The organism is Streptomyces sp. H39-S7 (assembly GCF_027158205.1).
Lineage (GTDB): Bacteria > Actinomycetota > Actinomycetes > Streptomycetales > Streptomycetaceae > Actinacidiphila.
The window spans coordinates 136604-162459 of record NZ_JAPVLU010000014.1; the positions used below are offsets into that span (position 1 = coordinate 136604).

31 protein-coding genes are annotated in these 25856 nt (G+C 70.8%); 10 read left to right on the top strand and 21 right to left on the bottom strand.

What is annotated here, in order from left to right:
* The first annotated feature begins 68 nt into the window (after nt 1-68).
* Nucleotides 69-491: a GNAT family N-acetyltransferase gene (locus tag O3X23_RS15920; RefSeq protein WP_269272024.1), complete on the top strand. Its 423-nt coding sequence runs from the start codon at nt 69-71 to the stop codon at nt 489-491.
* Here O3X23_RS15920 and O3X23_RS15925 read toward each other — a convergent pair.
* The 3 genes from O3X23_RS15925 to O3X23_RS15935 all read right to left on the bottom strand — a co-directional run bounded on the left by O3X23_RS15925 (nt 451) and on the right by O3X23_RS15935 (nt 3297).
* Nucleotides 451-1578, bottom strand: a complete 1128-nt coding sequence (locus O3X23_RS15925; protein ID WP_269272025.1) for a phosphotransferase — start codon at nt 1576-1578, stop codon at nt 451-453. The two genes, O3X23_RS15920 and O3X23_RS15925, sit on opposite strands and share 41 nt — an antisense overlap.
* A 109-nt stretch (nt 1579-1687) precedes the next feature.
* The gene (locus O3X23_RS15930; RefSeq protein ID WP_269272026.1) at nt 1688-2407 is read right to left on the bottom strand and encodes an HAD family hydrolase; all 720 of its coding nucleotides are present in this window, start codon (nt 2405-2407) and stop codon (nt 1688-1690) included.
* Entirely contained in the window at nt 2404-3297 is an 894-nt protein-coding gene (locus tag O3X23_RS15935; protein ID WP_269272027.1) for a GntR family transcriptional regulator, read from the bottom strand. Before O3X23_RS15935 ends, O3X23_RS15930 begins: the two co-directional genes overlap by 4 nt.
* A gap of 236 nt (nt 3298-3533) precedes the next feature.
* On the opposite strand from O3X23_RS15935, the gene O3X23_RS15940 reads away from it, so the two are divergent.
* A complete protein-coding gene (locus O3X23_RS15940) occupies nt 3534-3692 on the top strand; it encodes a hypothetical protein (protein ID WP_269272028.1) in 159 nt (52 codons plus the stop codon).
* Nucleotides 3693-3718: 26 nt separating this feature from the next.
* Here O3X23_RS15940 and O3X23_RS15945 read toward each other — a convergent pair whose 3' ends face one another.
* The gene (locus tag O3X23_RS15945) at nt 3719-4963 is read right to left on the bottom strand and encodes a GNAT family N-acetyltransferase (RefSeq protein ID WP_269272029.1); all 1245 of its coding nucleotides are present in this window, start codon (nt 4961-4963) and stop codon (nt 3719-3721) included.
* A 149-nt stretch (nt 4964-5112) separates the two neighbouring features.
* Nucleotides 5113-5745 (bottom strand): RsiG family protein, encoded by a 633-nt coding sequence (locus O3X23_RS15950; RefSeq protein ID WP_443047860.1) that lies wholly within the window; start codon nt 5743-5745, stop codon nt 5113-5115.
* Between the two features lie 199 nt (nt 5746-5944).
* Here O3X23_RS15950 and dtd point away from each other — a divergent pair, with 199 nt between their 5' ends.
* Complete coding sequence (dtd, locus tag O3X23_RS15955) at nt 5945-6370, top strand: D-aminoacyl-tRNA deacylase (protein ID WP_269272030.1); 426 nt, start codon at nt 5945-5947, stop codon at nt 6368-6370.
* A 14-nt stretch (nt 6371-6384) separates the two neighbouring features.
* Here the strand turns inward: dtd and ygfZ are convergent, their stop codons facing one another.
* From ygfZ to O3X23_RS15990, 7 genes are all read right to left on the bottom strand, one after another.
* On the bottom strand, nt 6385-7353 hold the full coding sequence (ygfZ, locus tag O3X23_RS15960; protein WP_269272078.1) for a CAF17-like 4Fe-4S cluster assembly/insertion protein YgfZ: 969 nt from the start codon (nt 7351-7353) through the stop codon (nt 6385-6387).
* A 19-nt stretch (nt 7354-7372) separates the two neighbouring features.
* Nucleotides 7373-7810, bottom strand: coding sequence for a Fur family transcriptional regulator (locus O3X23_RS15965; RefSeq protein WP_269272031.1), 438 nt, complete (start codon nt 7808-7810; stop codon nt 7373-7375).
* A 62-nt stretch (nt 7811-7872) separates the two neighbouring features.
* Complete coding sequence (locus O3X23_RS15970; protein ID WP_269272032.1) at nt 7873-8436, bottom strand: FABP family protein; 564 nt, start codon at nt 8434-8436, stop codon at nt 7873-7875.
* A 283-nt stretch (nt 8437-8719) separates the two neighbouring features.
* Nucleotides 8720-9670 (bottom strand): hypothetical protein, encoded by a 951-nt coding sequence (locus O3X23_RS15975; protein WP_269272033.1) that lies wholly within the window; start codon nt 9668-9670, stop codon nt 8720-8722.
* Nucleotides 9667-10650, bottom strand: a complete 984-nt coding sequence (locus tag O3X23_RS15980; protein WP_269272034.1) for a hypothetical protein — start codon at nt 10648-10650, stop codon at nt 9667-9669. Before O3X23_RS15980 ends, O3X23_RS15975 begins: the two co-directional genes overlap by 4 nt.
* Nucleotides 10647-11438 (bottom strand): hypothetical protein, encoded by a 792-nt coding sequence (locus O3X23_RS15985; protein WP_269272035.1) that lies wholly within the window; start codon nt 11436-11438, stop codon nt 10647-10649. Before O3X23_RS15985 ends, O3X23_RS15980 begins: the two co-directional genes overlap by 4 nt.
* Nucleotides 11439-11498: 60 nt before the next feature.
* Nucleotides 11499-12236 carry a hypothetical protein gene (locus O3X23_RS15990; protein WP_269272036.1) on the bottom strand — a complete coding sequence of 246 codons (738 nt, stop codon included), beginning with the start codon at nt 12234-12236 and terminating at the stop codon, nt 11499-11501.
* A 231-nt stretch (nt 12237-12467) separates the two neighbouring features.
* Between O3X23_RS15990 and O3X23_RS15995 the strand changes: the two genes are divergently transcribed.
* Nucleotides 12468-12830, top strand: a complete 363-nt coding sequence (locus tag O3X23_RS15995; RefSeq protein ID WP_269272037.1) for a DsrE family protein — start codon at nt 12468-12470, stop codon at nt 12828-12830.
* Here the strand turns inward: O3X23_RS15995 and O3X23_RS44185 are convergent.
* The 8 genes from O3X23_RS44185 to O3X23_RS16030 form a co-directional block, all read right to left on the bottom strand.
* A complete protein-coding gene (locus O3X23_RS44185) occupies nt 12824-13150 on the bottom strand; it encodes a DUF3099 domain-containing protein (protein ID WP_443047861.1) in 327 nt (108 codons plus the stop codon). The genes O3X23_RS15995 and O3X23_RS44185 overlap by 7 nt on opposite strands.
* Nucleotides 13151-13288: 138 nt before the next feature.
* Nucleotides 13289-13579, bottom strand: coding sequence for a DUF1416 domain-containing protein (locus tag O3X23_RS16005; protein ID WP_138354054.1), 291 nt, complete (start codon nt 13577-13579; stop codon nt 13289-13291).
* 45 nt (nt 13580-13624) lie between these two features.
* Nucleotides 13625-14464 (bottom strand): sulfurtransferase, encoded by an 840-nt coding sequence (locus tag O3X23_RS16010; protein WP_269272039.1) that lies wholly within the window; start codon nt 14462-14464, stop codon nt 13625-13627.
* Nucleotides 14465-14601: 137 nt separating this feature from the next.
* Nucleotides 14602-14682 (bottom strand): Ms5788A family Cys-rich leader peptide, encoded by an 81-nt coding sequence (locus O3X23_RS44190; protein WP_358789501.1) that lies wholly within the window; start codon nt 14680-14682, stop codon nt 14602-14604.
* A 160-nt stretch (nt 14683-14842) separates the two neighbouring features.
* Complete coding sequence (locus O3X23_RS16015) at nt 14843-15556, bottom strand: LmeA family phospholipid-binding protein (protein WP_269272040.1); 714 nt, start codon at nt 15554-15556, stop codon at nt 14843-14845.
* A 129-nt stretch (nt 15557-15685) separates the two neighbouring features.
* On the bottom strand, nt 15686-16870 hold the full coding sequence (locus O3X23_RS16020; protein ID WP_269272041.1) for a hypothetical protein: 1185 nt from the start codon (nt 16868-16870) through the stop codon (nt 15686-15688).
* 2 nt (nt 16871-16872) lie between these two features.
* A complete protein-coding gene (locus O3X23_RS16025; RefSeq protein ID WP_269272042.1) occupies nt 16873-17166 on the bottom strand; it encodes a MoaD/ThiS family protein in 294 nt (97 codons plus the stop codon).
* Between the two features lie 120 nt (nt 17167-17286).
* A complete protein-coding gene (locus tag O3X23_RS16030; RefSeq protein WP_269272043.1) occupies nt 17287-18162 on the bottom strand; it encodes an alpha/beta fold hydrolase in 876 nt (291 codons plus the stop codon).
* Nucleotides 18163-18368: 206 nt separating this feature from the next.
* On the opposite strand from O3X23_RS16030, the gene O3X23_RS16035 reads away from it, so the two are divergent.
* From O3X23_RS16035 to O3X23_RS16060, 6 genes are all read left to right on the top strand, one after another.
* Nucleotides 18369-19184, top strand: a complete 816-nt coding sequence (locus tag O3X23_RS16035; RefSeq protein WP_269272044.1) for a response regulator transcription factor — start codon at nt 18369-18371, stop codon at nt 19182-19184.
* A 32-nt stretch (nt 19185-19216) separates the two neighbouring features.
* A complete protein-coding gene (locus O3X23_RS16040; protein WP_269272045.1) occupies nt 19217-20239 on the top strand; it encodes a LacI family DNA-binding transcriptional regulator in 1023 nt (340 codons plus the stop codon).
* A gap of 122 nt (nt 20240-20361) precedes the next feature.
* Complete coding sequence (locus O3X23_RS16045; RefSeq protein ID WP_269272046.1) at nt 20362-21474, top strand: S1C family serine protease; 1113 nt, start codon at nt 20362-20364, stop codon at nt 21472-21474.
* A 64-nt stretch (nt 21475-21538) separates the two neighbouring features.
* Complete coding sequence (locus O3X23_RS16050; RefSeq protein ID WP_269272047.1) at nt 21539-21778, top strand: hypothetical protein; 240 nt, start codon at nt 21539-21541, stop codon at nt 21776-21778.
* Nucleotides 21779-21822: 44 nt separating this feature from the next.
* Nucleotides 21823-22557: a response regulator transcription factor gene (locus tag O3X23_RS16055; protein ID WP_269272048.1), complete on the top strand. Its 735-nt coding sequence runs from the start codon at nt 21823-21825 to the stop codon at nt 22555-22557.
* Nucleotides 22554-23960 carry a HAMP domain-containing sensor histidine kinase gene (locus O3X23_RS16060; protein WP_269272049.1) on the top strand — a complete coding sequence of 469 codons (1407 nt, stop codon included), beginning with the start codon at nt 22554-22556 and terminating at the stop codon, nt 23958-23960. The genes O3X23_RS16055 and O3X23_RS16060 overlap by 4 nt, the downstream gene beginning before the upstream one ends.
* Before the next feature lie 45 nt (nt 23961-24005).
* On the opposite strand, the gene O3X23_RS16065 is transcribed toward O3X23_RS16060, so the two are convergent.
* Nucleotides 24006-25784, bottom strand: coding sequence for a bifunctional metallophosphatase/5'-nucleotidase (locus O3X23_RS16065; protein WP_269272050.1), 1779 nt, complete (start codon nt 25782-25784; stop codon nt 24006-24008).
* Nucleotides 25785-25856 lie beyond the last annotated feature (72 nt).

A 25856-nucleotide genomic window follows, 5' to 3' on the forward strand; every position in this document is an offset into this window, starting at 1 on the left:
GGTAAGCAACGCTGTACCGACGCGATATCGGGTCGACGCCGCAGCCCCACCCCTGGCAGCCTCGCGCCATGGACGACGACACGTACGAGATCTCGACGGACCCCGCCCGGCTGGACGCCGCCCGCATCCACCACTGGCTCTCCACCGACGCGTACTGGGCGCTGGGCAGGACCCGCGAGAAGCAGGACAGCGCGATCGCCAACTCGCTCAACTTCGGCCTGTACGACACCGCTTCCGGCGTCCAGCTCGCCTACGCCCGCGTCATCACCGACCACACCACGTTCGCCTGGCTCTGCGACGTCTACGTGGACCCCGCCACCCGCGGCAAGGGCCTCGGCGTCGCCCTGGTGACCGCCGTACGCGACCACCTCGCCCCCTCGGGCCTGCGCCGCATCCTCCTGGCCACCGCCGACGCCCACGGCGTCTACGCCAAGCTGGGCTTCGAACCCCTCAGCGACCCGGCCAAGTGGATGGCCCTCGGCCTGCAGTGACGGGCGCGGCGGGCTTGGCGTGCCGCCGGTGCCAGGCTTCGAAGGCGGCCTCCACGACCACCCGGGAGACCACCTTCTCCAGTCCCAGCGGCTCCTGCGCGGCCCGCAGCGCGCGCCAGACGGTGGCGGCGACCTGCCGCAGTTGCGCGTAGTCGAGGACAGCGTTCAGACCCGTCGCCCCACGGATGACATCCGTGAAGACGGACTGGATACGTTTGTAGGCCAGGTAGTGCGGCAGGTCCTCGTCCGCCCCCCGGGCCGCGGCCTCACCCACCGCCCGCTTCCAGCGCAGGACGACCTCGCGCTCCTGTGTCAGCGGATAGCGCATGAGGTGCAGATGGGTCGCCAGGTCGTAGAGCGGGTCGCCCACCAGGGCGAGCTCCCAGTCGATGGTCCACAGTCCGCCGTCGTCATCGACGATGAAGTTCTGCCGGTGCAGGTCGCCGTGGAGCAGCCGGTCGGGGCGTGGGCTCAGTTGCGGCAGTTCCCGCCCGAACGTGCTCAGCACGCCCACCGCCACGTCAAGATCGTTCAGCAGCTGGGAGAACTGCCTGCGGTGCGGGGCGTAGACGTGCTTGCGGGTGAAGTGCACCAACCCCCGGAGGAACGCCGTGGAGCTTCCGTCACCGCGGCTCAGCACACAGGTGCACCCGCGCTCCCGTTGCTGCGGCGGCGGCAGTTCCGCGACGTCGAAAGCCGCGAGGTGGTGGAAGAGCGCCTCGATCTGGTCCAGGAACGCGGCGCCGACCGTCCTGCTGCCGCCCGCCCCCCGCAGACTGCTCAGCGTGCGTCCTTCGATGAACGAGGTCGCGGACGCGTGCCCGTCGATCTTCGTGACGAGCGGGATGCGCGGAATCCGGCCCTGGAGGACAGGCAGCAGCTGGTCCTCGGAGCGGAACACCCGCAGGTCGAACCAGAAGACACCGGGGCGCGGTTCCCGCAGCTTCATCCGGCGGAAGCCCAGGCCGAGCGTGGAGCCGGCGTCGAGCCTGACCGCGTAGGTCACGTTGTGGTAGCCCGGGAACGGGCCCTCGACCCGCTCGACTCCTTCCAGGGACGCCACCCTGGTCGCTGTCGTCGTGGCCACGGATTCTCCGACTGTGAGTTCGAACTACTGACGCACACTCCGTGCCCCACAGCCCATGCGTGGCGTCGAGACTATTACGCGAGCCACCTCATCGAGCAGACCCGAACGATTACAATTGACGGCCTTCTTCGAAGAGGTGGGCGAGTGCATCGGCAATGTGTTCGGCTCCGGCGTCCTCCAGCTCGCGCCGCTTCGCCTCGTTCCTCGCGTAGCCAAGGAACGTGACACCGGCCGCTCGAGCCGCGGTGCAGTCGTCGGCGGAGTCCCCGATCATCAAACAGTCCTCAGCCCGCGTCCCCGTGGTCCGCAACGCCTCCCGCAGGCAGAACGGATCGGGCTTCAACAGTGCGGGATCGGCCGGCCGGCCGTGAACATGCGCGCCGAAGAACGAGGTCAGCCCCATCCGGGCCAGGTACACGTTCGCCGCCTCCACGGAGTTGTTCGTCGTGACGGCGACCTTGCTCCCGCGGGCGACGAGCCAGAAGACCAACTCACGGGCGTGTTCGGTGGGCACGGCCGATCCCGCGGCACGCACCTCCTCGGCGGTGAGGAGGCGCTGCAGTTCGGCCACCCGGTAGCCCCACACCGTCCCCCGATAGGCCCTTGAGGTGTCCCGCAGCACCTGCAGGGGGTTGTCCGGGGCGTCGAGGACGGGCGTCAGTCTCCAGTCGTCGAGCCGGCGACGCAGTACCCGGGCCACGTCGTGCGCCCGGTAGTGGCCGAAGAGGCCGGCCAGCGGACCGTCGAAGTCGAAGAGCACGCATTCCGCGGCGGCGACGAGTTCACGACGGGTCCGTCGGCAGGTGGCGGAGCGCGGGCGGGAGGTCACTCGAAAAGTGTCAACGGCTCGGCGATGGTTGACCAGACGGAATCGAACCAATCCTGCGAGCGCTGCACGAACGCGGGGCCGTACGGGTCGAGGCCGGTCTCGACCGCGGAGTGGTGGAAGAGCGTGGCTCCGAGCCCCAGGAAGTCGTAGATGTCCATGTCGTCCCCGCGGTAGGACACCATGCGCTGGACGACCTTGTAGTAGCCGAACAGGGCTTCCGTCCCGTTGAGCAGGTAGAGCTTGTTCACCGGTGTGAGCGCCACGGATCTGATCTCGATGGACACCTCCGTCCCGAGGCCCAGGTCCGCCAGCCTGCCGACGGAGCTCTGCAGCCCGAGTGAGTGGCTCTGCGCCAGCCGCCGCAGCCGCTCCCTCGGACGGGGGTCGTCCGGGTCGTCGACCAGCCGCGGCACGGCCAACATCGCATCGGGAGAAGGCAGGAGCAACCGCACTGTCACGGACTCCGGGGCTTCGAGCTCTCCTGCCTGGATGAGCCGGAGCGGGCCCTGCATCGCCGAGTTCAGCGTCTCCGCGGTGAGCGAGAAGGAGTCCAGCGTCACGGTGGGCACGCGGAACGCGGCTTCGAGGTGCTCGGCCAGCTCGACGCCCGCCGGCCCGGGTCCCGCATGCGGGGGCGCCACCGAGGGGCGGAGGACGTACGACCCACGGCCGCGCTTGGAGTCGATGTACGAGTCCTTGCGGAGCTCGTCGAGCGCCCGTTGAACAGTGGCCCTGGAGACCTTGAACCGCCTGCTCAGGGCCTCCTGGGTCGGGAGCTGGTCGCCGACGGCCAGCTCACCGCTGTCCACCTCGGCGCGAAGCTTCTGCGCGATGCGCCGAAACGGCGGCACCGCGCCTTCGCCGTTCTGCTCCGAGCTGTTCGGACTCATACGTTGCAGGCTACAACCCTCCATCAACTAGCGGGAGTTGACTGACCCAAGTTTGTCGATCTCCTTCAACTGGGGATAACCGCTGAGTAACAGCTCAGTCGACTTCGGGGACTTGCAGACGAGTTACGAAGTTGACGCAACGGGGGTAAGCGTCATCAACCGTCCAACGGCGTACGGGACATCCCGCCACCACCCACCTTCTGTCACCACCCAGCGCCACGAAGGAGGGACCTGCCATGCCTGTTCTCGGATTCCTTTTCGAGCAGTTCGTTCAGTGGAGGTACGGCGCAGCCTGGGCGATCGTCTTCGGACTGATCGCCCTGGACCGTAAGGACCGTGGCACCACGTACACCTGCCTCGCCCTCACCGGGATCGCCATCCTGATGGCGCAGTAGGGGCGGCGGGCGCGGGGAGCGCGGGGTCAGAAGCCGTCCGGGGTCCAGGGGCGGCGGGGGGTACGGAGGAGGGTGTCCGCGCGGGTGGCGGCGCCGGGGCGTTCCTCGGTGACGCGGCCCAGGACGGAGAGCCGCTGGACGGACTCGTCGCCGAGGTACAGCGTTCCCAGTTCGGCGATGTCGAGCGAGAGATCCGCGTCGTCCCGGGTCGGGGTGCAGGAGGCCCTGCCGTCCGCGTCCGTCTCCAGACGGAAGCGGCCGCCGGCCAGGCCGGCGGCGTCGTGCAGATCCAGCACGAGGGAGCCTGCACCCGTGTAGGTGCGGGCTTCCAGGGCGCGGGGGGTGTCGAGCACCCGGAGCCACATGAAGTCGGCGTTCGTCTCGACCTTGGCGGCCCGCGGGTCGCCGAGCAGCAGGGGCATGATGTCGTCGGGGGCGCGGAAGCCGGACTTCAGTTCGGTGATCCAGTCGATGGAGAACAGGTAGCGCCACAGCGCGAGTTCCGCGGCCGGGGAGACCGCGATCAGCTTGCCCGTCTCCAGCGTCATCCGTGGGAACTTGTTCGCCCACCGGTGTTCCGTGACGGAGTACGTGGCCAGGCCGTCGACCCGGCCCGAGTCGTCCCGGTACACCGCGTAGAAGGGTTCCTTCCAGGGGTTGGACGGGAAGACGAGCTGCCCGGTGTCCAGGTCCCACCACCGGTCGTCGCGGTTGATCGCGCCGGGTGTCAGCCGCCGGAACCGCTCGTGGAGTTCGGGACCGATCTTGCGGATCTCCGCGGGCGTCATCAGGTCGATCCTGCCCTCGGCGGGCCCCGCCCAGCGGCGGTCGAGGCCGGCCCGGGGGACGTCGACGTCCCACTCGTTGATCCACGTCGCCGGGCCGAAGCCGTAGCGGCCGTAGATCGGGTACTCGGCGGCGATCAGGATCGCCACCGCCTCGCCCCGCTCCTTGGCCCCCGCGAGGTCGTGGGACATCATGCGGGTCGCCAGGCCGCGCCTGCGATGCGTCGCGGTGACCGCGACGTTGGTGACGGCGGCGGCGGCGAGCCGCTCGCCACCCGGCACGGTGAGCTCACGCGGCATGCTGCGGAAGGTGGCCACGCAGCGGCCCTCGTCGAACACGCCCTGGGTACGGTCCAGATCCATCCCCGGCCTGCGGGCCGCGAGTTCCTCCGGAGTGACGGTCGGCGGCATCAGGAACGCGTTGTTCACCGCGCGGAGCCAGTCCGGCAGATCGGATTCGTCGAGGGGGCGGAGGTCGAGGCTCATCCTCCGAACGTAGGCGGAGGCACGCCGGGACGCACCCGGATTTTACGACGAGGGCGGCGAGGCGGCGGGAACGGCGGAGCGGTGGAGCGGGGGCGGCGGAACGCAGCTCCGGCGGAGGCCGTGAGGCCCCGCCGGCCGTTCCACCGCGCTCAGCCCTCGGCGAGCAGGTCGTCCACGCTGGCTTCCCCGTCACGGTATCTGCGGGTGATCTCCGCGCTGCACCCGTCGACCGTCCGCTGGAGGGTCTGCCGGCGCCGGGACACCTGCTGCTCGTGGCGGACGAGGCGCCCCATGCCCTCGTGCAGGTCCTGGTCGGTGCGGGCGTCGAGGTCCGACAGCTCGACCTCGGCCAGCATCTCCTCGGCGAGCCGCCGTACCCGCTCGGTGAGCGGCGTGCCCAGCGTCACGTGCCGGGCGGACGAGCGGTGCCGCGACGGCGCGTCGGTCAGGATCTCCGGCAGCCGGTCCAGCAGCGGGGCGTCCGGCGCCGTGCGGCGCCCCAGCTCCGCCCGCAGGATGTCGATCCGGCCGTGCAGCAGCCGGCGCAGGTACGAGAGATCCGCCTCCTCCTGCTGCGCGTCGCGTCGCAGGGTGCGCAGGGCGCCGAGGCCCATGGCCACCATTTCGGTCTCCTGGGTGTCCGCGGCGAGCGGGCTGCGCGGACCCGGGGGCCGCGGCCCCAGCGCGTCGGCCTTCAGCATGTGATGGCCTTTCTCGATGGGCGCGGTCGGTGCGGTCGGTGCGGTGGTACCGGATGTCTCTCCAGTGCCGGGTGTGGTCATGCCTGTCGTCCCCTCGTTGCGGCCGAAAGCCGCCCAGGTACCGATGGTCCCACTGCCTGCGGACACCTCGCAGCGACTCTGCACCCGAACGGCCCCGACGGCGGGCGTGCTTGGCGTCCAACCGGGCGTACGACCTGCGGTCGCGTGCGCCCCCTCACCCGTGCGAGTGGTGTTGGCACATGCACGCGACAATGGCCGTATGCGAGCGGTTGCCCAACGGGTCAGTGAAGCGAGTGTCGTGGTCGACGGCGAGACGGTCGGGTCGATCACCGGCCCGGGATTGTGCGTCCTGGTGGGGGTGACGCACGAGGACACCCCGGAGAAGGCGGCGCTGCTGGCCCGCAAGTTGTGGAGCCTGCGCATCCTGCCGGACGAGAAGTCCTGCTCGGACATCGGCGGCCCGCTGCTCGTCATCAGCCAGTTCACGCTTTACGGTGACGCCCGTAAGGGGCGCCGGCCCACCTGGAACGCCGCCGCACCCGGCGAGATCGCCGAGCCGCTCGTCGGCGAGGTCGTGAAGCGGCTGCGCGAACTGGGAGCGGACGTGGAAACGGGCCGGTTCGGCGCGGACATGAAGGTCTCGCTGACGAACGACGGCCCGTTCACCCTGGTCATCGACATCTGATCCCGCCAGGCGGGCTACGGCGCGACGACGATCTCCTGCGAAGCGACGGTCGTGTCGGCCAGCAGCGTCGCGTCGACCGCCGTGTTGCGCTTGACGAGGGCCAGCGCGATCGGGCCCAGCTCCCAGTGCCGGGCCGAGGAGGTGACGAAGCCGATCTGCCGGCTCTCCGCGCCCTCGGAGGCGATGCGAACCGGTGATCCGTGCGGCGGGAGCTTCACCTCGCTGCCGTCCAGGTGCAGGAAGACCAGGCGGCGCGGGGGCTTGCCCAGGTTGTGCACGCGGGCGACCGTCTCCTGGCCCCGGTAGCAGCCCTTCTGCAGGTGGACGGCGGTCTCCAGCCAGCCCAGCTCGTGCGGAATCGTGCGGTGGTCGGTCTCCAGGCCCAACCGCGGCCGGTGCGCCTCGATCCGCAGCGCCTCCAGCGACAGCGACCCGATCGGCCGGCCGGCGCCGGCCGCGAAGGACTCCAGCTCGGCACGCGGCACGAAGACGTCCCGGCCGTGCGCGGTCTCCCGGACGGCCCAGCCTTCCGGGACGGCCGTGATGGCGCCCGCGGGCAGGTGGACGACCGCGTACTGCTCCGAGGCGTCGAGCGCCTCGACCTTGTAGAAGAACCGCATGCTCTCCAGGTACGCGAGCAGTGCGCCCTGCGTACCGGGCTCCACGTGGATCCAGGTGGTCGTGCCGTCGTCCACGAGGTAGAGCGCGTGCTCGATGTGGCCGTGCGCGGTGAGGACCAGTGCCTCGGTGGCCTGGTGGGCGGGCAGCTGCTCGACGTGCTGGGTGAGCAGCAGGTGCAGCCAGGCGAGCCGGTCCTCGCCGCTGACGGTGAGGACGCCGCGGTGCGACAGGTCCACGAAGCCCGTCCCGCCGGCCAGCGCGCGCTGTTCGCGGAACAGATCGCCGTAGTGTCCGGCGACACCCTCGTCCGGCCCTTCCGCGGGAACGGCACCGGGAAGGGACAGCAAGGGGCTCTTCGACATGACGGTCATGGCGATAAGCCTACGACTCGGCGGCGGAAGCCTTCGCGGTGCAGGCGGCGCAGCGGCCGAAGATCGCGAAGTGCTTCATGTCCGTCTCGAAGCCGAAGGCCTCGCGCAGCCCCTCGGTGAGGGGCGCGGCGAGCGTCACCTCGGCCTCGATGACGGAGTCGCAGTCCCGGCACACCAGGTGCATGTGGTGGTGCCGGTCCGCGAGGTGGTACGTCGGGGCACCGTGCCCGAGATGGGCGTGGCTGACCAGGCCCAGCTCCTCCAGCAGCTCCAGCGTCCGGTAGACGGTGGAGATGTTGATGCCGGAGGCGGTCCTGCGCACCTCGGTGAGCAGCTCGTCCGGAGTCGCGTGCTCCAGAGCGTCCACGGCCTCCAGGACAAGCTGCCGCTGCGGGGTCAGCCGGTACCCGCGCTGCCGCAGATCGCTCTTCCAGTCGGTGGTCACCACAGCCCCCAGTGTAGAGCCGCGGCTCCAGGGCGCCGCTTGCCCGCGGACACCCCTTCGCGCGCCTACTTGAAGAAGGCGATCCCGTCGTCGGGAAGGTCCTTGAGGTCCTTCGCCCACTCGCTCGGGTCCACGACCTTCTTCAGGTGCGCGGAGATGTACGGGCGCAGCGTCACGGCCGGGGTGGCCTTCTCGCCGACCCACATCAGGTCGCTGTTGACGTAGCCGTAGAGCCGCTTGCCGCCGGAGTACTCCGGGGCCTCGGGCAGCCGCGCGACAGCGTCCGTGACGATGTCGATCTGCGGCTTCTGGTCGGCCAGCTCGCCGGTCCAGATCTCGATGACGCCCTCGTCACGGGTGACGGTGACATCGACCTTGCGGTCCTTGTCGATCCGCCAGAAGCCGCTCTCGCTCTCCAGCGGGCGCAGCTTCTTGCCCTCGGCGTCCAGCACCCAGGTGTGCGAGGTGTACTCCAGGAAGGAGCGGCCGTCGTGGCTGAACGTCACCTCCTGCCCGAAGTTGCACTTCTCGGCGCCGGGAAAGTCGTACACGCCCGCGCCTTCCCACCTGCCGAGGAGGAAGACGAGAGGGACAAGGTCCGGGTGAAGGTCGGACGGGATCTCGATCATGTTGTGGTGCCCTGTTCCGTTGTCCGTGCGGCCGAGGTCAGCGCTGGCCCTGGTACAGCTTCGCCACCGCGAAGACGGAGAACGCGGCGACGCCGAGGCAGACCAGGATGAGCAAGGCGTCGAAGATGTACTCAATACGCACGAGTGTGCTCCTCGGGCAGGCAGGCGGTAATGGACCGGGGACGAGTCTAGTCCGCAGCCACGGGGACGGCGCTGTGAGGTGCGTCCCCGTGACCGTGGCGGGCCGGGGCGGGGCCCGGAAGGGCCCGGATGGCCGCTGGGCTCAGCCCAGGAGCTGGGCCTGGAGCGTGATCGTCTGCCGGAACGGCACGGCGGGCATCGCGCCGGCGTGGGACAGGACGACGAGGCCGAGGGTGTCGCCCGCGGAGATGAGCCCGTAGCGGAGCTGGGCCGCTCCGCTGGACCCCGACTCCACGTACTGGTACAGCGAGGCACCGGCCATGGCGCCGTTGCTGTCCAGGTCCCGGTCCGTGTCGACCGTGGGCGCGCCGTCCAGCGGGGTGCGGCTCAGCTCGTCGCGGTAGCGCTCTACGTACGTCCCGGTCGAGAACTGCAGCAGGTAGATCTCGGCCCGCGTTCCGTCCGGCATGGTCCAGGCGCGGGCCGCGATGTGCCGCAGCCCCTCCTGGACCAGATACCGGCCCTGCGGCTCCGCGCCGCGCGCACCGAACAGCTTCAGGTACCGGTCGGTGGGCAGCCAGCCCTTCTCCCCGGGGAAGGCCGGATCCGGCTTGGCACCCTCGGGAGCCGGCAGCAGGAGCGACCGCATATCGGCGTAGTGACGGCCGCCGCGGTTGAGGGTGGTGTCCAGTGCGGCGGGCTTGCCCGCGGGCAGCCTGGGCAGGGCGAGCCGTGGGTACTCCCAGCGGCCGTCGCCCGGGGTCTCCAGACCGGGGATCTCGGTGCGCTCGGGCTGGGTGACTCCGTACGCGACGCCGCCGCCGAGCGCGCCGAAGACCAGCACGGCCGCCGTCCAGCGCAGCGTCGCGCGCAGCACGCGGCGTGGTTTCCTCGGTTCGACGGGCAGCACGGCGTCCGCCTGCGGCGGGCTTTCCGGGAGGGGCGGTACCGGCGGAAGGCCTTCGGCGGCGGGCTCGGGCGCGGGCTCGGGCTCCTGTTCCACCTTGAGCTCGGGCGTCGGCTCGGGCTCGGCGGCCTTCACGTCCGCGTCCTGCGGCTTCTCGTCCTTCGGTGCGATCGACTGGTCGGTCATGCCGCCACCCCCGGGTCCTGGATGCGGTCGAGCTGCTGCTTGAGCAGGTCCGCCGCCTCGGTCTTGTGCAGCGGCACGGAGCCGGTCACGTCCATCGTCACCAGCAGGTCGCCTTCGGTGGCCTGGCAGGTCATCTCGTCCAGCTTCTCGCCGGGTTCGGTGGGCGGCAGCACACAGCGCGCCTTGTCGTGACCCGCGATCTTCGGACCGTTGCGGAAGATCCCCAGCGCCTTCGTGAACTCGTCGAAGTACTGGGTCCTGGCGGCCGCGGCCTGCTTGTTCTGCATCTGCACGATCTGTATCTCGACGACGTAGGAGCCGTCGCCCGACGTGTACGTGCGCATGCCCGCGCCCTGCAGACGCAGGTCGTCGATGGCCTTCTCGACCGCTTTGCGGTTCTTCTTGGACAGCCGGCTGACGCTGCCCTTCATCATCGAAGCCGCCTGCTTGCCGTCCAGTTCAACGTCGTTGCCGAACTCATGCACGTCGGGGCCGGGTTCGTAGGAGTCGGGCATCGGGAGCAGCAGCTTTCCGAGTCGGCCATAGTGGCTGCCGCCGGACCTGGCACCGAACTCGCCGGTTTTGGCCGGGGCCGGGGCCTTCCAGGGCGCTTCGGCCGCCTTCTTGTCCGCCGCGTCGTCGTGGTGCAGTACGGCGTAGCCGATACCGCCACCAGCCGCTACCGCGACGAGCGCGGCGGCGATGCCGAGCGCGAGGCCACGGCGCGACTTGGGCACGGGCGCCGCTCCGGGCTCCGCCGCAGGTTCCGTCGCGAGCTCCGCGACAGGCGCCGTTTCGGACTCGGCCGCGGGTTCCACCGCGGGCTCGAGCTCAGATACCGCCGGGGTCTCGGGTACGGTCTCGGGCTCTGCGGCAGGTGCCGCCGCGGGCTCGGGCTCGGGCTCGGGCTCGGGGGCCACTGCCCCGGTCTCCGGCCGAGCGTCCGGCTCCGGGGCCACGGGGTTCTCCTCGTTGCTCACAGTCGCTCCAACTGCCGCTTGGAAACATCCAGGATGGTGGCCGTGCTGATCGGAGAGGACGAGAAGATCCAGACGTCCATCACGATGTCACCGCGCCGCGCCAACCCCCGTGCCCGGTAGAGGGGTTCGTAGCCCTCCTTGGTCTCGGGCTCGGAGTAGACCCAGACGCGGCCGTCCGTGTCGTTCGGGATCGCCGTCCCGCCGTTGCCCGCGTACTTGTCCTGCGGCATGTACCGCTCCTGTCCCTGGAACAGGGCATCGGCGAATGACGTTGACTGGTCGCGGAACTGCAGCAGTCGGAGATCGGTATGGGTGTGGTTCTCGCTGTCCCAGGAGGTGACCGCGGCACGCCGGAATTGGTTCGTGCTCATCTCCTGGAACATGTCTCCCGGCTCGTCGTAGCCGGACGCGTACTCAGCGAGCGACGCCCAGCCGTCCACACCCTCCGCGATCTCCGACTGCTTCGCGCCCTTCGGCCGCTCCACCAGCAGCTTGCGCAGGTCCCCATCGGTCTTCACGAGGTGGTCGTCGGCGGCCGTCAGCGGGGCGGCGGGGGCCGCCGCGCCCGCCGGCTGGACGAGCTGGGGCTGGGCCAGCGGCGGGAGCGGGGTTTCCGGGCGGTCCTGCTGGATCCTGTAGCCGGTGCCGGCGCCCGCGAGGACGCCGAGGACGGCCGCTACGGCGATCAGCAGCGTGGTGCGGCCACGGCGGCGCGGCTTGCGCTCCGGCGCCACCGGAAGCGGTTCCGGTGGCGGCTCAGGTGCCGGCGCAGGGGTGTCTTCGGACATGGCGGTCTCCACAGGAGGCGATGCGAAAAAGAGCGGGACGGGAGAGGAGGAAGGACGTGCTCAGCGGCCGGTCTTGAGGCGCTGGTACTGCGCGTCCAGCAGGGTCTGGAGCAGCTTGGGATCAGCGGTCTTGCCACCCGTCACGGTGACGGTGATGTGCACGTCGCCCTGGTACGAGATGGCCAGCAGCGAGTCCGTGCTCTCCGCGGAGGCGGACTTCAGGTGGTAGGCGCGGGCCGGGTAACCACCCGTCAGGGTGAGCTTGGTGCCCTCGAAGTAGTGGGCGTTGTAGTACCCGGCGGCCGAGGCGGAGTCCGCGAAGCGGCTCAGCTTGACGGTGACTTCGGTGGCGCCGCCCGCGGTGAGGTACGTACGGAAGGCGCCGGCCTTGAAGCCGTATTCGCTCAGGGCGCGCTTCATCTCGGCTTCGTCGGACGCGGTGCTCGCGATCTCGGCGGCGGTGAGCGCGCTGCCCGCCTCGTCGCCGTACACCTCGGCGTCCTTCGGCGGCGGAAGCAGGAAGTAGCGCAGGTCACCGGTGTGCGCGCCCTGGCTGACCTGGCCCTTGACGGTGGATGCGCCGGACGCGGACGGTGCGGCGCTCGGGGAGGTCGTCGCGCCGGCCGACGGGCCCGTCGCCGCGACGGTCGGCGCGGCGGACGCGGATGCGGCCTCCTCGGCGTGGCCGGACGAGGAGCCGAGTGCCACCACGGCTCCGGCCGTTACGCCGATGAGCGCGAGCATGCCGATTCCGACGGACACCGCGATGACGGCGCCTCGACGGCGTACAGGTTCCACAGGAAGCCCCCCCGGGCACAAACACGCACTCGCACTCGCACGCGTGTCGCATTGCGAGTGGAACCGCATTATGTCCAGCCGACACGGCGACCCCACAATCCTTTTGCCGTGACATGGGACACAGATGGGGCTCATGTGACGGATGGGAAAGTCGCTGGGGCCTGCCCTCACCTTGGCGGCGTCCGCCCGCCGGGCAGGCGCGAAGGTGAAGACAGGCTCTAGCCTGGCCTCATGGCGAAGAAGCTCGTGATCAAGGTGACAGCGGGCGCGGACGCGCCCGAGCGCTGCTCGCAGGCGTTCACGGTGGCGGCGGTAGCGGTGGCCAGCGGGGTGGAGGTCTCGCTGTGGCTCACCGGCGAGTCCGCGTGGTTCGCGCTTCCGGGCCGCGCCGCGGAGTTCGAACTCCCGCACGCCGCACCGCTGCCGGATCTGATCGACGGGATCCTCGCCGGCGGCGGCATCACTCTCTGCACCCAGTGCGCGGCGCGCCGGGACATCGGGGAGAAGGACGTCATCGCGGGCGTGCGCATCGCGGGCGCCCAGGTCTTCGTGCAGGAGGTCATGGCCGACGGCGTCCAGGCCCTCGTCTACTGAGTCGGGCCGTCGAAGCCGCCGTTCCCGTCGTCCGGCCGCTTTCCGGCCGCGCGGGCCCGCGCCGCCTCCTCGTCACGAATCCAGGAGTCGTCCGCCGGCTCGTCCTCCAGCCAGCTGTCGGCCGGATCGTCCCAGAAGTCGCCGGGCTCGCGCCGGTTTCCCACGATGGCGGCGAGCGGCGGGATCACCATCGCGACCACGCACATCGCGACGGCCGCCGGCACCGACCACAGGCGCACCACGCCCCACGCCAGGACGAACAGCAGGATGCAGCTGCCCATCATGGCGAAGTACCAGTGGCGACGCCGGCGTGCGTCCATAGATCCACGGTACGTCCGGGCCGGGCATCCGGACAGCGCGAAGGGCCGCAACCCCGGACACGGAACCCGGGAGTGCGGCCCTTCGGCCGTTCGGTCGCCGTCGAGGGACAGCTCGACGGCGATCGGTCAGGACAGGCTTCAGACGGCGATGGCCACGTCGGCCGCCGCGCCCTGCTGGGCCACGACCGTACGGTCCACCGTGGCGCCCGGGACGAGGGCGCGCAGCGTCCAGGTGCCGGGGGCGGCGAAGAAGCGGAACTGTCCGGTCGCCGAGGTCGGGACCTCCGCGGTGAACTCGCCGCCGCCGTCGAGCAGACGGACGTAGCCGCTGATGGGCTCGCCGTCGCGGGTCACCGAACCCTGAATGATCGTCTCGCTCGCCACGTCAACTCCTGCCAAGTCCGGGCCGCCGGCCTTTGCTCCACACATGTCTGATCCTTTGAGGGGTCGTCTTGATCGGGTCTGTAACCGGACTCAGGCGTTGGCGCCGAGCTCGATCGGCACGCCGACGAGGGAGCCGTACTCGGTCCAGGAGCCGTCGTAGTTCTTGACGTTCGGCTGGTCGAGCAGCTCGTGCAGCACGAACCAGGTGAGCGCGGAGCGCTCACCGATGCGGCAGTACGCGATGGTGTCCTTCGCCAGGTCGACGTTCTCGTCCTGGTAGAGCTTGGTGAGCTCTTCGTCGGACTTGAAGGTGCCGTCGTCGTTGGCGTTCTTCGACCACGGGATGTTGCGGGCGCTCGGGATGTGGCCCGGGCGCTGCGACTGCTCCTGCGGGAGGTGGGCCGGGGCCAGCAGCTTGCCCGAGAACTCGTCGGGCGAGCGGACGTCGACCAGGTTCAGGGTGTTGATCGCGGCGACGGCGTCGTCACGGTACGCGCGGATCGAGGTGTCCTGCTCCTTGGCCCGGTACGTGGTGGTGGCCCGCTGGGGGACCTCGGCGACCAGGTCGCGGGAGTCGAGCTCCCACTTCTTGCGGCCGCCGTCGAGCAGCTTGACGCTGTCGTGGCCGTAGAGCTTGAAGTACCAGTAGGCGTACGAGGCGAACCAGTTGTTGTTGCCGCCGTAGAGGACCACGGTGTCGTCGTTGCCGATGCCCTTGGCCGAGAGCAGTGCCTCGAAGCCGGCCTGGTCGACGAAGTCGCGGCGGACCGGGTCCTGGAGGTCGGACTTCCAGTCGATACGCACGGCGTTACGGATGTGGTTCTTCTCGTAGGCCGAGGTGTCCTCGTCGACCTCGACGATCACCACCTTGGGGTCGTCGATGTGGCTCTGGACCCAATCGGCGTCCACAAGGACGTCACTGCGGCTCATTTTGTTCTCCTCCGGGGCAGTACGGATGCGCCAAGACGGGGCGCGACATTGCGCAGAATGTGCGAGAGAAACGCCGGGGAGGCAGGCGCACACGAACGGCCGTCGGGCCTGGTCCGGTACGTAGAAGGCTGCCGCCCCTATGGCATGCGACAGAGACTGGCGGCGACGCGGCACAGGTCGACTGCCCGCCGCTTCGTGAGATCCGCCTGTCGCTTCATGACCCCGATCGTAGGGAAACCTCCCCAGAAGTGTCACCAGCGTGTCATATACCGAGACAAGATTGTCCGAATATTGGGACGCGGGAGGGGTTGAGCCTTGCGGGGCGGGCGCGGCAGCCGTTCAGTCGGTGTTTCTGACTGAGGTGCGGACGGCGCCGTCTCAGCCCGCGAGAACGACGTTCGTCCCGGACGCAGCCACCGAGATGCCGCTCGGGGTCGTCACGACCGACTGGACCTTGATGCCGGTGGGCAGGCCCACCAGACTCCGGGTGAAGTCGATCTTGTCGCGGATCAGCTTGTCGAGGCCGGGGATGGAGCCGACGCCCGGGATCACGTCGGCGTGCAGGCGCACCGTGTTGCCGTTCTCGACGCTGACCACGCTCGTGACGCTGCGCTTGACCGTCCCGAGCACCGGCACGCCCGTGACGGTGCCGGTCACCCGGACCTTGCCCTTGCCGTCCTTGTTCGCGCCCCCGTACGCCACCGTCACGCCCGGAGGCGCGGCGGCCGACAGGTCCGCGTAGGTGATGAACGCCGAGCCGTCCGCCGTGTCGGCGACGGCGCGCTGGTAGTTGCCGGAGAGGGTCACCCCGCGCAGGTCGGCGGTGAAACTGTCGATCCGCAGCCGCTCGGTGCCGGTGCCCGCCTGGATGTCATGCGCGGTGATCCTGACATCGTCCAGCTTGTCCGAGGCGACCTGCGTCAGGAACGGGAAGCCCTTGATCGATATGTCGGGCTTCGAGCTCAGCCCCTGGGTCTGCTGAGCGCGTTCGGCCGCCTTGTCCTCGGCCACCGAGACGGCGATGCGGTCGGCCGCGACGAACAGCCCGCCGAGGACGACGAGGACGATCAGGAGTATCCGTGCGGCTCGCATTGCTCTCCCCCGGTTCAGGCTTGATCGACCGACACTAACCGCCTTCCCCCGGCGTCCGGGCGGACCGCTGTCGTTTGTCGAGAGGTTGTGACAGCGGCCCGCACGGTCCCGGAGGCCTGGGTGCCGCGGTCAGCCCGTGAGGACCCGGCCCAGTACGTACACGACCGGAGCCGCGGCCGTCAGGGGGAGCGCGACGCCCGCGGTGAAGTGGACGAAGCGCGACGGGAAGTCGTAGCTGGCGACGCGCAGCCCGATGACGGCGCAGGCACCGGCGGCCAGGCCGAGCAGCGCGCCCTGGGTGCCGAGGTCGGTCAGCCGGCCGGTGACGATGCCGCTGCCCGCGGCGGCGAGCACGGCCACCACGACGGAGGCGGAGCCGGGCAGCGGCAGGGCGCGGGCGAGCGTCGCGACGGCGACCGCCACCGCGCCGACCACCACCGGATCGCTGCCGCCGGGTGTCCAGGCGACCGCGAGGAACCCGGTGGCCAGAACGGTCATCAGTGTCGACGCCGAGGTGGCCGTCAGCGAGGCCAGCCGCTCGTCCGTCGTCCCGCGGTGGCGCATCTGCAGCACGAGGATGAGCAGCAGCCACGTCCCCAGCGTGCCGACGACCACGGCCGGAACGTTCTCGCCGTCCGTCGCGAGCAGCGCGATGTCCGCGGTGACGCCCGAGAGGAAAGCCAGCACGATGCCCTGCCGGGCCGGCCACATGCCGTTCAGCCGGAACCAGCCGGCGGCGGTGACGGCCTGCAGGGCCGCCACCACGAGCGCGAGCCCGGGACGGCCGACGACGGCCCCGCCCGCGATCAGCAGGGCGAGGACGGCGGTCAGCGCGGCCGGCTGCATGCCGGGCGCGATGATCGGCGAACCAGTGCGCTGCCCGGCGGCGGGCGCCGCGGCCCGTCCGCGGGCGGCACGCCTGCCACCGGCGCGCGGCTCCGGCGCCGGCTCCTGGGCGGACTGGGCGAGCTGGGCGGCCTGCGCGGGGAAGTCGTCGATGGCGGGCAGCACGGCGGTGTGGTCTCCCTCGCGCGCCGGGTCGTACGACGGGTACTGCCCGTACTGGGGCGCCGGGGCGCCGTACGCGTCGTGGTGCTGATCGCCGTACGGCTGCTGCGCGGGAGCGTCGTAACCGGGTGCTGGGTAGCCGCCCCCGTACTGCTGGCCCTGCTGGCCCTGCTGGTTCGGCCACGGCTCCGCGGGCGGCATCGGCCCGGGGTGCGCCTGCGGCTGCCCGCCCGCGTACGGGTCGTACGCGTCCGGGTCGAAGTTCGGGTTCTGGTTCTGGTTCGGGTTCCAGTCGGAGGAGGTCATGTTCACCCACCCGCGAACGGCGGAAGGACCTCGACGGTGCCGCCGTCGGCCAGGGCCACACCCGCGTGGTCGCGGGTCCCGACGGGGTCGCCGTCGACCAGGAACGAGCACCTCAGCAGCACGCGAGCGAACTCCGGCTGCCGCGCGTGCCGTTCGCGCGCAGCGGCGAGCGCCTCCGCCAGCGTGGCGGCGCGGTAGGGCTCCTCGGCCGTGCCGGCCGCTGCCTTGGCCGCGGCCCAGTAGCGGATCGTGCCGGCGCCTGGGGCGGGCCTCACCGGGATGTCGCTTGCCGCCATAGCGGTTCCTTGTCGTTGTCTTCGCGGTCTCACGGGGCCCTGCGGCTCCTGTGAGGTACAGCCGCCGTCCATGATGACACCCGCCCGGGACCCGGGTCGTGAGCCCCGGCGCGGGGCCGGTCAGACCGTGCCGAGCCAGGCCCCGACGCGGCGCAGCAGGTGCTCGTCGGCCGCGTTCTCGGCGTGGCCGAACCCGGACTCGATCCACAGCTCGGCCGCCTCCCCCGCGGCGCCCGCCAGCGATGTGGGGTGGTCGAGCGGGAAGTACGCGTCCCGGTCGCCGTGCACGATCAGCAGCGGCGTCGGGGCGATCAGCGCCGCGGACTCGATCGGGGAGAGCGGGACGGGGTTCCACTGGTGCGGGTGGATCCGGGTCCCGAGTCCGAGGCGTGAGACGAGCCGGCCGGTCGGCCGGGTGACCACCCAGTGCAGCCGGCGCATCGGCGCCGTCCCGCGGTAGTACCAGCGCGCCGGCGCGCTCACCGCGACGACGGCGTCGGGGGCGCCGCCCAGCCGGCGCCCACTGGACGGTGCTCCGATGCGCCCCTCCAGCGCCTCCGCGGGCCGCGCCGCGTGCCGGAGCACGACCGAGCCGCCCATCGAGAAGCCGACCGTGACCACCCTCCGGTACCCCAGGCGTCGCGCCCACCCCACGGCCGCGTCAAGGTCGAGAACTTCCAGGTCACCGACGGTGGACCGGCCGCCGGAGCCGCCGTGGCCCCGGAACGAGAAGGTGATCACGCCCGCGAACTCGGCGAACACCTCGGCCGCCCGGCGGATCGCCGGCCGCTCCAGGGCCCCCGTGAAACCGTGCGCCACGACGATCGCGCAGCCCTCGTACGGCCCAATCCCAGCGCGCGGAGTTCCGCCGTCCGACGGCCGGTGTTCGGCCTCGATTCGTACGCCGTCCTCCGTCAACAGAACCGCACGCCGAGCACCCGAAGTGATCGATGAAACACACAAAGGCCCGTTCAGGGACTCACTGAGGCTCTCCATGTGGGCTATTCTCCTGGGGAAGAGGATCCGGGCAGCGTCGCCCCCGGGTCCTTTCGTGCTTTCTGAACCAGCTGTTCTGACCGAATATTGAGACGCCGCTTTCTGAAACACCGCTTCACCAGGTACGTCCTCGCAGGGACCGAGGAGGGTTCGCAAATGGGCAAGCAAAGCGTGCAGCAGTACCGGACGACCGTCGGGAGCACACAGTGAGTTCTCTCCTGCTCCTCACGAACGCGCTCCAGCCGTCGACCGAAGTACTTCCCGCTCTCGGACTGCTGCTCCACAGCGTCCGCGTCGCGCCGGCCGAAGGACCGGCCCTGGTGGACACCCCGGGCGCCGACGTCATCCTGATCGACGGCCGCCGTGACCTGCCCCAGGTCCGCTCGCTGTGCCAGCTGCTCCGCTCGACGGGTCCCGGCTGTCCGCTGGTCCTGGTCGTCACGGAGGGCGGGCTCGCCGCCGTCACCGCCGACTGGGGCATCGACGACGTCCTGCTCGACACGGCTGGTCCCGCCGAGGTCGAGGCGCGGCTGCGGCTCGCGATGGGCCGCCAGCAGATCGGCGTCGACGACAGCCCGATGGAGATCCGCAACGGCGACCTGTCGGTCGACGAGGCGACGTACAGCGCGAAGCTCAAGGGCCGGGTCCTGGACCTGACCTTCAAGGAGTTCGAGCTGATCAAATACCTCGCGCAGCACCCGGGCCGGGTCTTCACCCGCGCGCAGCTGCTCCAGGAGGTCTGGGGTTACGACTACTTCGGCGGCACCCGAACGGTGGACGTCCACGTACGGCGACTGCGCGCGAAGCTCGGCCCCGAGCACGAATCCCTGATCGGTACCGTCCGAAACGTCGGCTACCGCTTCGTCACCCCGGAAAAGGTCGAGCGGGCCGCCGAGGAAGCCGCGAAGGCGCAGGCCCAGGCCCAGGCGCAAGCCCAGGCTCAGGCGCAGGCCCAGGTCCAGGCGCAAGCCCAGGTCCAGGCCGAGGCCCGAGCGCGTGCGAGCGCCGACCGATCCGCGTAACGGACGGGGTGGACCCGCGTAGACTGCGGCCCGTGGCAAAGGTGACGCGTGACGATGTGGCCAGGCTGGCGGGGACGTCCACCGCCGTCGTCAGCTATGTCATCAACAACGGACCCCGGCCGGTCGCCCCGGCCACCCGCGAGCGGGTGCAGGCGGCCATCGCGCAGCTCGGCTATCGCCCGGACCGTGTGGCCCAGGCGATGGCCAGCCGCCGCACGGACCTCATAGGCCTGATCGTCCCCGATGCCCGTCAGCCGTTCTTCGGCGAGATGGCGCACGCGGTCGAGCAGGCGGCCTCCGACCGCGGGAAAATGGTCCTCGTCGGCAACTCCGACTACCTGGACGACCGCGAGATCCACTACCTCCGCGCCTTCCTCGGGATGCGGGTCTCCGGGCTGATCCTGATCAGCCAGGGCCCGAGCGCGAACGCCGCCGCCGAGATAGAGGCGTGGGACGCCCGGATCGTCCTGCTGCACGAGCGGCCGGAGGCGATAGACGAGTACGCGGTGGTCACGGACGACATCGGCGGAGCGCAGCTCGCCACCCGCCATCTGCTGGAGCACGGCCACGAGTACGTGGCGTGCCTGGGCGGCACCGAGAAGACCCCGGTCCTCGGCGACCCCGTCACCGATCACGTCGAGGGCTGGCGGCGCGCGATGCGCGAGTCGGGCCGCTCCATCGAGGGCCGGCTCTTCCAGGCCCCTTACAACCGCTACGACGCCTACCAGGTCGCCCTCGGGCTGCTCGCGGGCCCGGACAGGCCGCCCGCCATCTTCTGCGCCACCGACGACCAGGCGATCGGCGTGCTGCGCGCGGCGCGCGAACTGCGGATCGACGTGCCGGGCGAACTGGCCGTCGCCGGGTTCGACGACGTGAAGGAGGCGGCCCTCACGGACCCGCCGCTCACCACGGTCGCCTCGGACCGCGAGGCGATGGCCCGCGCCGCCGTGGACCTCGTCCTGGACGACTCGCTGCGCGTCAACGGCACCCGCCGCGACCGGCTGCGGCAGTTCCCGTCCCGGCTGGTCGTGCGGGCCTCCTGCGGCTGTCAGTAGGCCCCCGCTAAAGACCCGGCCCTCTAGGGGCCACTGGCCTTTACATCGGTCATACCTACTTCTGTCGGGCTTCTCAGCGGGCGCTCAGCAAGCTCTCATCTTGCCGCCGCAGAGTCAGTGACATGACCGATCACACGCACCGCGGCAACAGCGACTACGACCCGAACGCGGCCTACCCACCCCCGCCGGCGTACGAGCCGGAACAGCCCGTGACGACCCCGTCCGGGGTCACCGTGTGGCCCAGCGGATCGTACGCGGCCCACCAGGCACCCGAGGCCGACGGCGGCCACGGCGGGGCGTACCCCCCGCCGCCGCCCGGCGCACAGCCCTCGCCCGGCCCCTCCCCCGTCCCCACCTCGCGGCGCAAGGTCCGCAAGCCGATCGCCCTGTTCGTAGCGGTGGCGATCGCGTCGGGCGTCGTCGGCGGCGGAACGGTGGCGCTGATCGGCAACACCACCTCGCACTCCTCCGTCAGCACCCCGGCCGCCGCCGTCAACGCCAGCTCCAGCAAGACCGGCGTGGCCGGCGTCGCCTCCGCCGTCAGCCCGAGCATTGTCGAGATCGGCGCGACCTCCGGCGCCGGCCGGTCCACCGGCGCGGGCGTGATCATCACCAGCGACGGCGAGATCGTCACCAACAACCACGTCATCGCCGGCGCGAGCAGCATCAAGGTCACCTACAGCAACGGAAAGACCGCGACCGCCAAGGTCGTCGGCACCGACGCCAAGAAGGACCTCGCGCTCATCAAGGTCGACAACGCCGGCGGCCTCACCGCCGCCAAGCTCGGCAACTCCGACGGCATCGCCGTCGGCGACCAGGTCGTGGCCATCGGCTCACCCGAGGGCCTGACCGGCACCGTCACCAGCGGCATCGTCTCCGCGCTCAACCGCGACGTCACCGTCTCCACCGACGAGAGCCAGGGCCAGAACCAGGGCGGCAACGGCGGCTCCGGCCAGTGGCCGTTCGAGTTCGGCGGCAACCAGTACAACGGCGACACCGGCAACTCCACGACCACCTACAAGGCCATCCAGACCGACGCGTCCCTCAACCCCGGCAACTCCGGCGGCGCGCTGATCAACATGAACGGCGAGATCATCGGCATCAACTCCGCGATGTACTCCGCCGCTTCGTCCTCGTCGGGCAGCAGCGCCGGCAGCGTCGGCCTCGGCTTCTCCATCCCGATCAACACCGTCAAGGCGGACCTCGACTCACTCCGAAGCGGCGGCACCAGCTGACCTGCGGTCCGCACGACCGGCCTGCGGCCCGCGCGCGAGCTTCGACTCAGGGGAGGCACAACCCATGACCAGCAACATCACCGTCAACATCAACCGCGCCCGGCACGCACTCGCCACCGCCGTCTCCTGGGGAACGGACGACCCCGCGCCGCACGCCGCGGTCCGCACCGGCCCCGCCGACCTCGACCTGCCGCTCGGGATGCCGATGGCCCGCCCGCGGCCGCCCAGGGCCGCCGAGGTCGCGACCCCCGCACCCGCGCGACGCGGCCCTGCACGCCGCCGCCCCGCCGTCGTGCGAGGCTGATAACCGTCCCCACCCCCCTTCACCACCACGAGGTCGCGACCCCCATGAGCCCCGGCGAGAACGGCGAGACCCCTCGCATTCTGATCGTGGACGACGAGCCCGCCGTACGCGAAGCGCTGCAGCGCAGCCTCGCCTTCGAGGGGTACGACACCGCCATCGCCGCCGACGGCATGGCCGCCCTCGACCAGGTCGACGGCTACCGGCCGGACGCGATCATCCTCGACGTCCTGATGCCGCGCATGGACGGCCTCACCACCGCCCGCCGGCTCCGCGCCACGGGTGTGACCGTGCCCATCCTGATGCTCACCGCCCGCGACACCGTCGGCGACCGCGTCACCGGCCTCGACGCGGGCGCCGACGACTACCTCGTCAAGCCCTTCGAACTCGACGAACTCCTCGCCCGGCTGCGCGCCCTGCTGCGCCGCAGCTCCTACGCCGCCGCGTCGGCAGCCGCCGACGCGGACAACGCCCTCACCTTCGCCGACCTCCGCATGGACACCTCCACCCGCGAGGTCACCCGCGCCGGCCGCCCCGTCGAACTCACCCGCACCGAGTACACCCTGCTGGAGATGTTCCTCGCCCACCCGCGCCAGGTCCTGACCCGCGAGCAGATCCTCAAGTCCGTCTGGGGCTTCGACTTCGAGCCGTCCTCCAACTCCCTCGACGTCTACGTCATGTACCTCCGCCGCAAGACCGAGATCAACGGCCTCCCCCGTCTCGTCCACACCGTCCGAGGCGTCGGCTACGCCCTGCGGGCACCGGACGGCGGCACGTCATGAAGCGGTTGCCACTCCGTTCGCGGTTGGCGATCCTCACCGCCGCGGCGGTGGCGGTGGCGGTGGCGGCGGTCGCACTTTCCTGCTGGCTGATCACGCGCAATCAGCTCATGCGGGAACTCGACTCGACGCTGATGAGCGCTCATGCCGACAACAGATACGTTCTGAACCTGCTCCAATCCTGCGGATCGACTCCCGCCCCGAACCAGCCCCCAGCCGGACCCAGTCCGTACATCGTTCAGGTCATCACCGCGAGCGGCGAAGTCTGCTCCGGTGGCGCGGTTCCGCTTCCCCATGACGCGAGCGATCTGTCGGTGGCCAAGGGCGAGCAGCTCGAAAGCCTGCACACCGTCACGGCAGCGGACGGGACCCAGATGCGAGTGGTAACCCACCCGTCGGGCCGTATTCCGGGCGTGAACGGCGGGCCGTTCGCCGTATCCGTCGCACGGCCGCTCACCGAGGTCACCGATCCGTTGGGCACCCTCGCCTGGGTGCTCCTCGCCGTGGCGGGCATCGGCGTCCTCGGCGCCGGCGGCGCCGGCCTGCTGATCGCCCGCGCCGGGCTGAAGCCGGTTGACCGGCTCACCGAGACGGTGGAGCACATCGCGCGGACCGAGGACCTCAGCGTCCGGATCCCCGTCGAGGGGGAGGACGAGATCGCCCGCCTCTCCGAGTCCTTCAACGCGATGACAGCCGCGCTGGCGTCCTCGCGGGACCGGCAGCAGCAGTTGATCGCGGACGCGGGGCACGAGCTCCGGACGCCGCTGACATCCCTCCGCACGAACATCGAACTGCTGGAGCGCAGCGAAGCTGCCGGGCGGCCCATCCCCCCGGCGGACCGCAAGGCGCTGCTCGCGAGCGTGAAGGCGCAGATGACGGAGCTGGCGGCGCTGATCGGCGACCTTCAGGAGCTGTCGCGCCCTGACGCGGCGCCCACGCTCCAGGTGGTGGCCCTGCACGAGATCGCGGAGGCCGCGCTGGAGCGGGCCAGGCTGCGGGGGCCCGATCTGGCGATCAGGGCCGAGTTGGCGCCCTGGTACGTCCGCGCGGAGCCGGTCGCTCTGGAACGCGCGGTGGTGAACCTGCTCGACAACGCGGTGAAGTTCAGCCCGCCGGCGGGTTCGGTCGAGGTACGTCTCGACCACGGTGTCCTGACCGTACGCGACCACGGCCCCGGCATCCCCGACGACGAACTCCCGCACGTCTTCGAGCGCTTCTGGCGCTCCCCCTCGGCCCGCAGTCTCCCCGGCAGCGGCCTGGGCCTGTCGATCGTGGCCCGCACCGTCCAGCAGTCCGGTGGCGAGGTCAGCCTGCGCCCGGCAGGCGGTGGCGGCACCGTGGCCACCGTCCGCCTCCCCGGCGCGACGACCGCGCCACCGGCAGTAGCGGCACGGGTAGGAACGTAAAGGGGGCCGGGGCCACCGGCCCCGGCCCCCCTCAAGAAGCAGCGGTCACTTCACAACCGTGATCCGGTCGGCCGCCGGCGGCGCCAGCGGAGAGGCCGCCGACGAGTTCGCCGTCAGGTACGCGTTGAGAGCGGCGAGATCGTCGCCGCCCACAACGGGGTTGACCCCGGAGCCGAGGGCGGCGAACCCGTCCCCGCCACCCGCCAGGAACGAGTTCATCGCGACGCGGTACGTCGCCGCCGGGTCGAGGGGAACCCCGCCCAGCTTCACGCTGTCAGCGACGACCCGCTCCGCGCCCGTCTTCGTCAGGTCCAGCGTGTACGTCAGCCCCGACGAGACCTGAAGGATCTTCGGCGAAGCCTGGTTGGATCCGCTGACCTGCTGCTGCAGCGCGGTGAGGACCTTGGCCCCCGTGAGGTCGACCAGGTTCACCGTGTTGCTGAACGGCTGGACGGCGAAGCCCTCCCCGTAGGTGACGACGCCCGCGCCCTCGCTGCCGGACGGCGCGTGGACGAGGTCGGTGCGGATGCCGCCGGGGTTCATCAGGGCGATCGACGTCTTGGGGTCGAGGGTCCTGCCGTAGGCGAGCTGCGCGTCGGCGATGACGTCGCCGAGCGGCGACTCGTTGCCGTCGGCGTCGTTCGCCTTGATGTCCGCGCTGATGTAGCCGACGGTGCGGTTCGCGACCGGGGCGGCCAGCGCGCGCCAGTGGTCGACGAGCTTCGTGAGGTCGGCGGCCTTCGGCTGGACGCGGTTCACGACGTGGTTGGAGCCCTTGACGGACGTGCGGACGATGTCCTGGGTCCGGCGGTCGTACTTCATGTCGAGCTCGGTGAAGAGCCGGCCGAACGAGGAGGCGCTCGTCACCAGGCGCGGGTTGCCGGCCGGGTCGGGGATGGTGCAGACGTACGCGTTGTGGGTGTGGCCGGTGACGAGGGCGTCCACGTCGGCCGAGGTCTTCCTGGCGATGTCGACGATGGGCCCGGACAGCCCGGAACCGGCGCCGCCGGCGTCGCAGTTGTAGTTGTAGGCGGGCGACGCGGGGACGCCGCCCTCGTGGATGAGCGCGACGACGGCGTTGACGCCCTTGCGCTTCAGTTCCTTGGTGTACTTGTTGATCGTCTCGGCCTCGTCGAGGAACTTGAGGCCCTTGACGCCCTCGGCGGAGACGATGTTCGGGGTCCCCTTGAGCGTGACGCCGATGAACCCGACGCGCACGCCCTTCACGTTCTGGATCGAGTAGGGCGCGAGCAGCGGCTTGCCGGTCTTCTCGTTGACGACGTTCGCCGAGAGGATCGAGTAGTCGGCACCCTTGAACTTCCGGCCCTGCTCGTAGCAGCCGTCGGTCGGGTGGCAGCCGCCGTTCTGCAGGCGCAGCAGCTCGGCCTTGCCCTCGTCGAACTCGTGGTTGCCGACGCCGGTGACGTCCAGGCCGAGCTTGTTCATCGCCTCGACGCTCGGCTCGTCGTGGAAGAGCCCGGAAATCAGCGGGCTCGCTCCGACGATGTCGCCCGCGGCGACGGTGATCGAGCGGTCGTGGCCCGTGCGGGCGGTGCGGAGGCTGGACGCCAGGTACTCGACGCCGCCCGCGTCGACGGTCTTCGTGGTGCCGTCGGGCTGGAGTTCGGTGACGCGGCCGGACGAACCGGCGGGCGGCTCCAGGTTCCCGTGGAAGTCGTTCAGGGCGAGCAGCTGGAGGTCCACGGTGCGGCTGTCATGGCCACCGCCGTGACCGTGGCCGCCGTGCGCGGGCGCGGCGGCGGCGAGCGCGCCGATGGCCGCGAGCCCGGCGGCCGCGGCGGTCAATCTACGTGCCAGAGACATGAATTCCCTCTGCGTCCTCAAGGTGAAGAGCCGTCCAACGTGTGGCCGATTTGGGGGGAGCCTAGAGTCAAC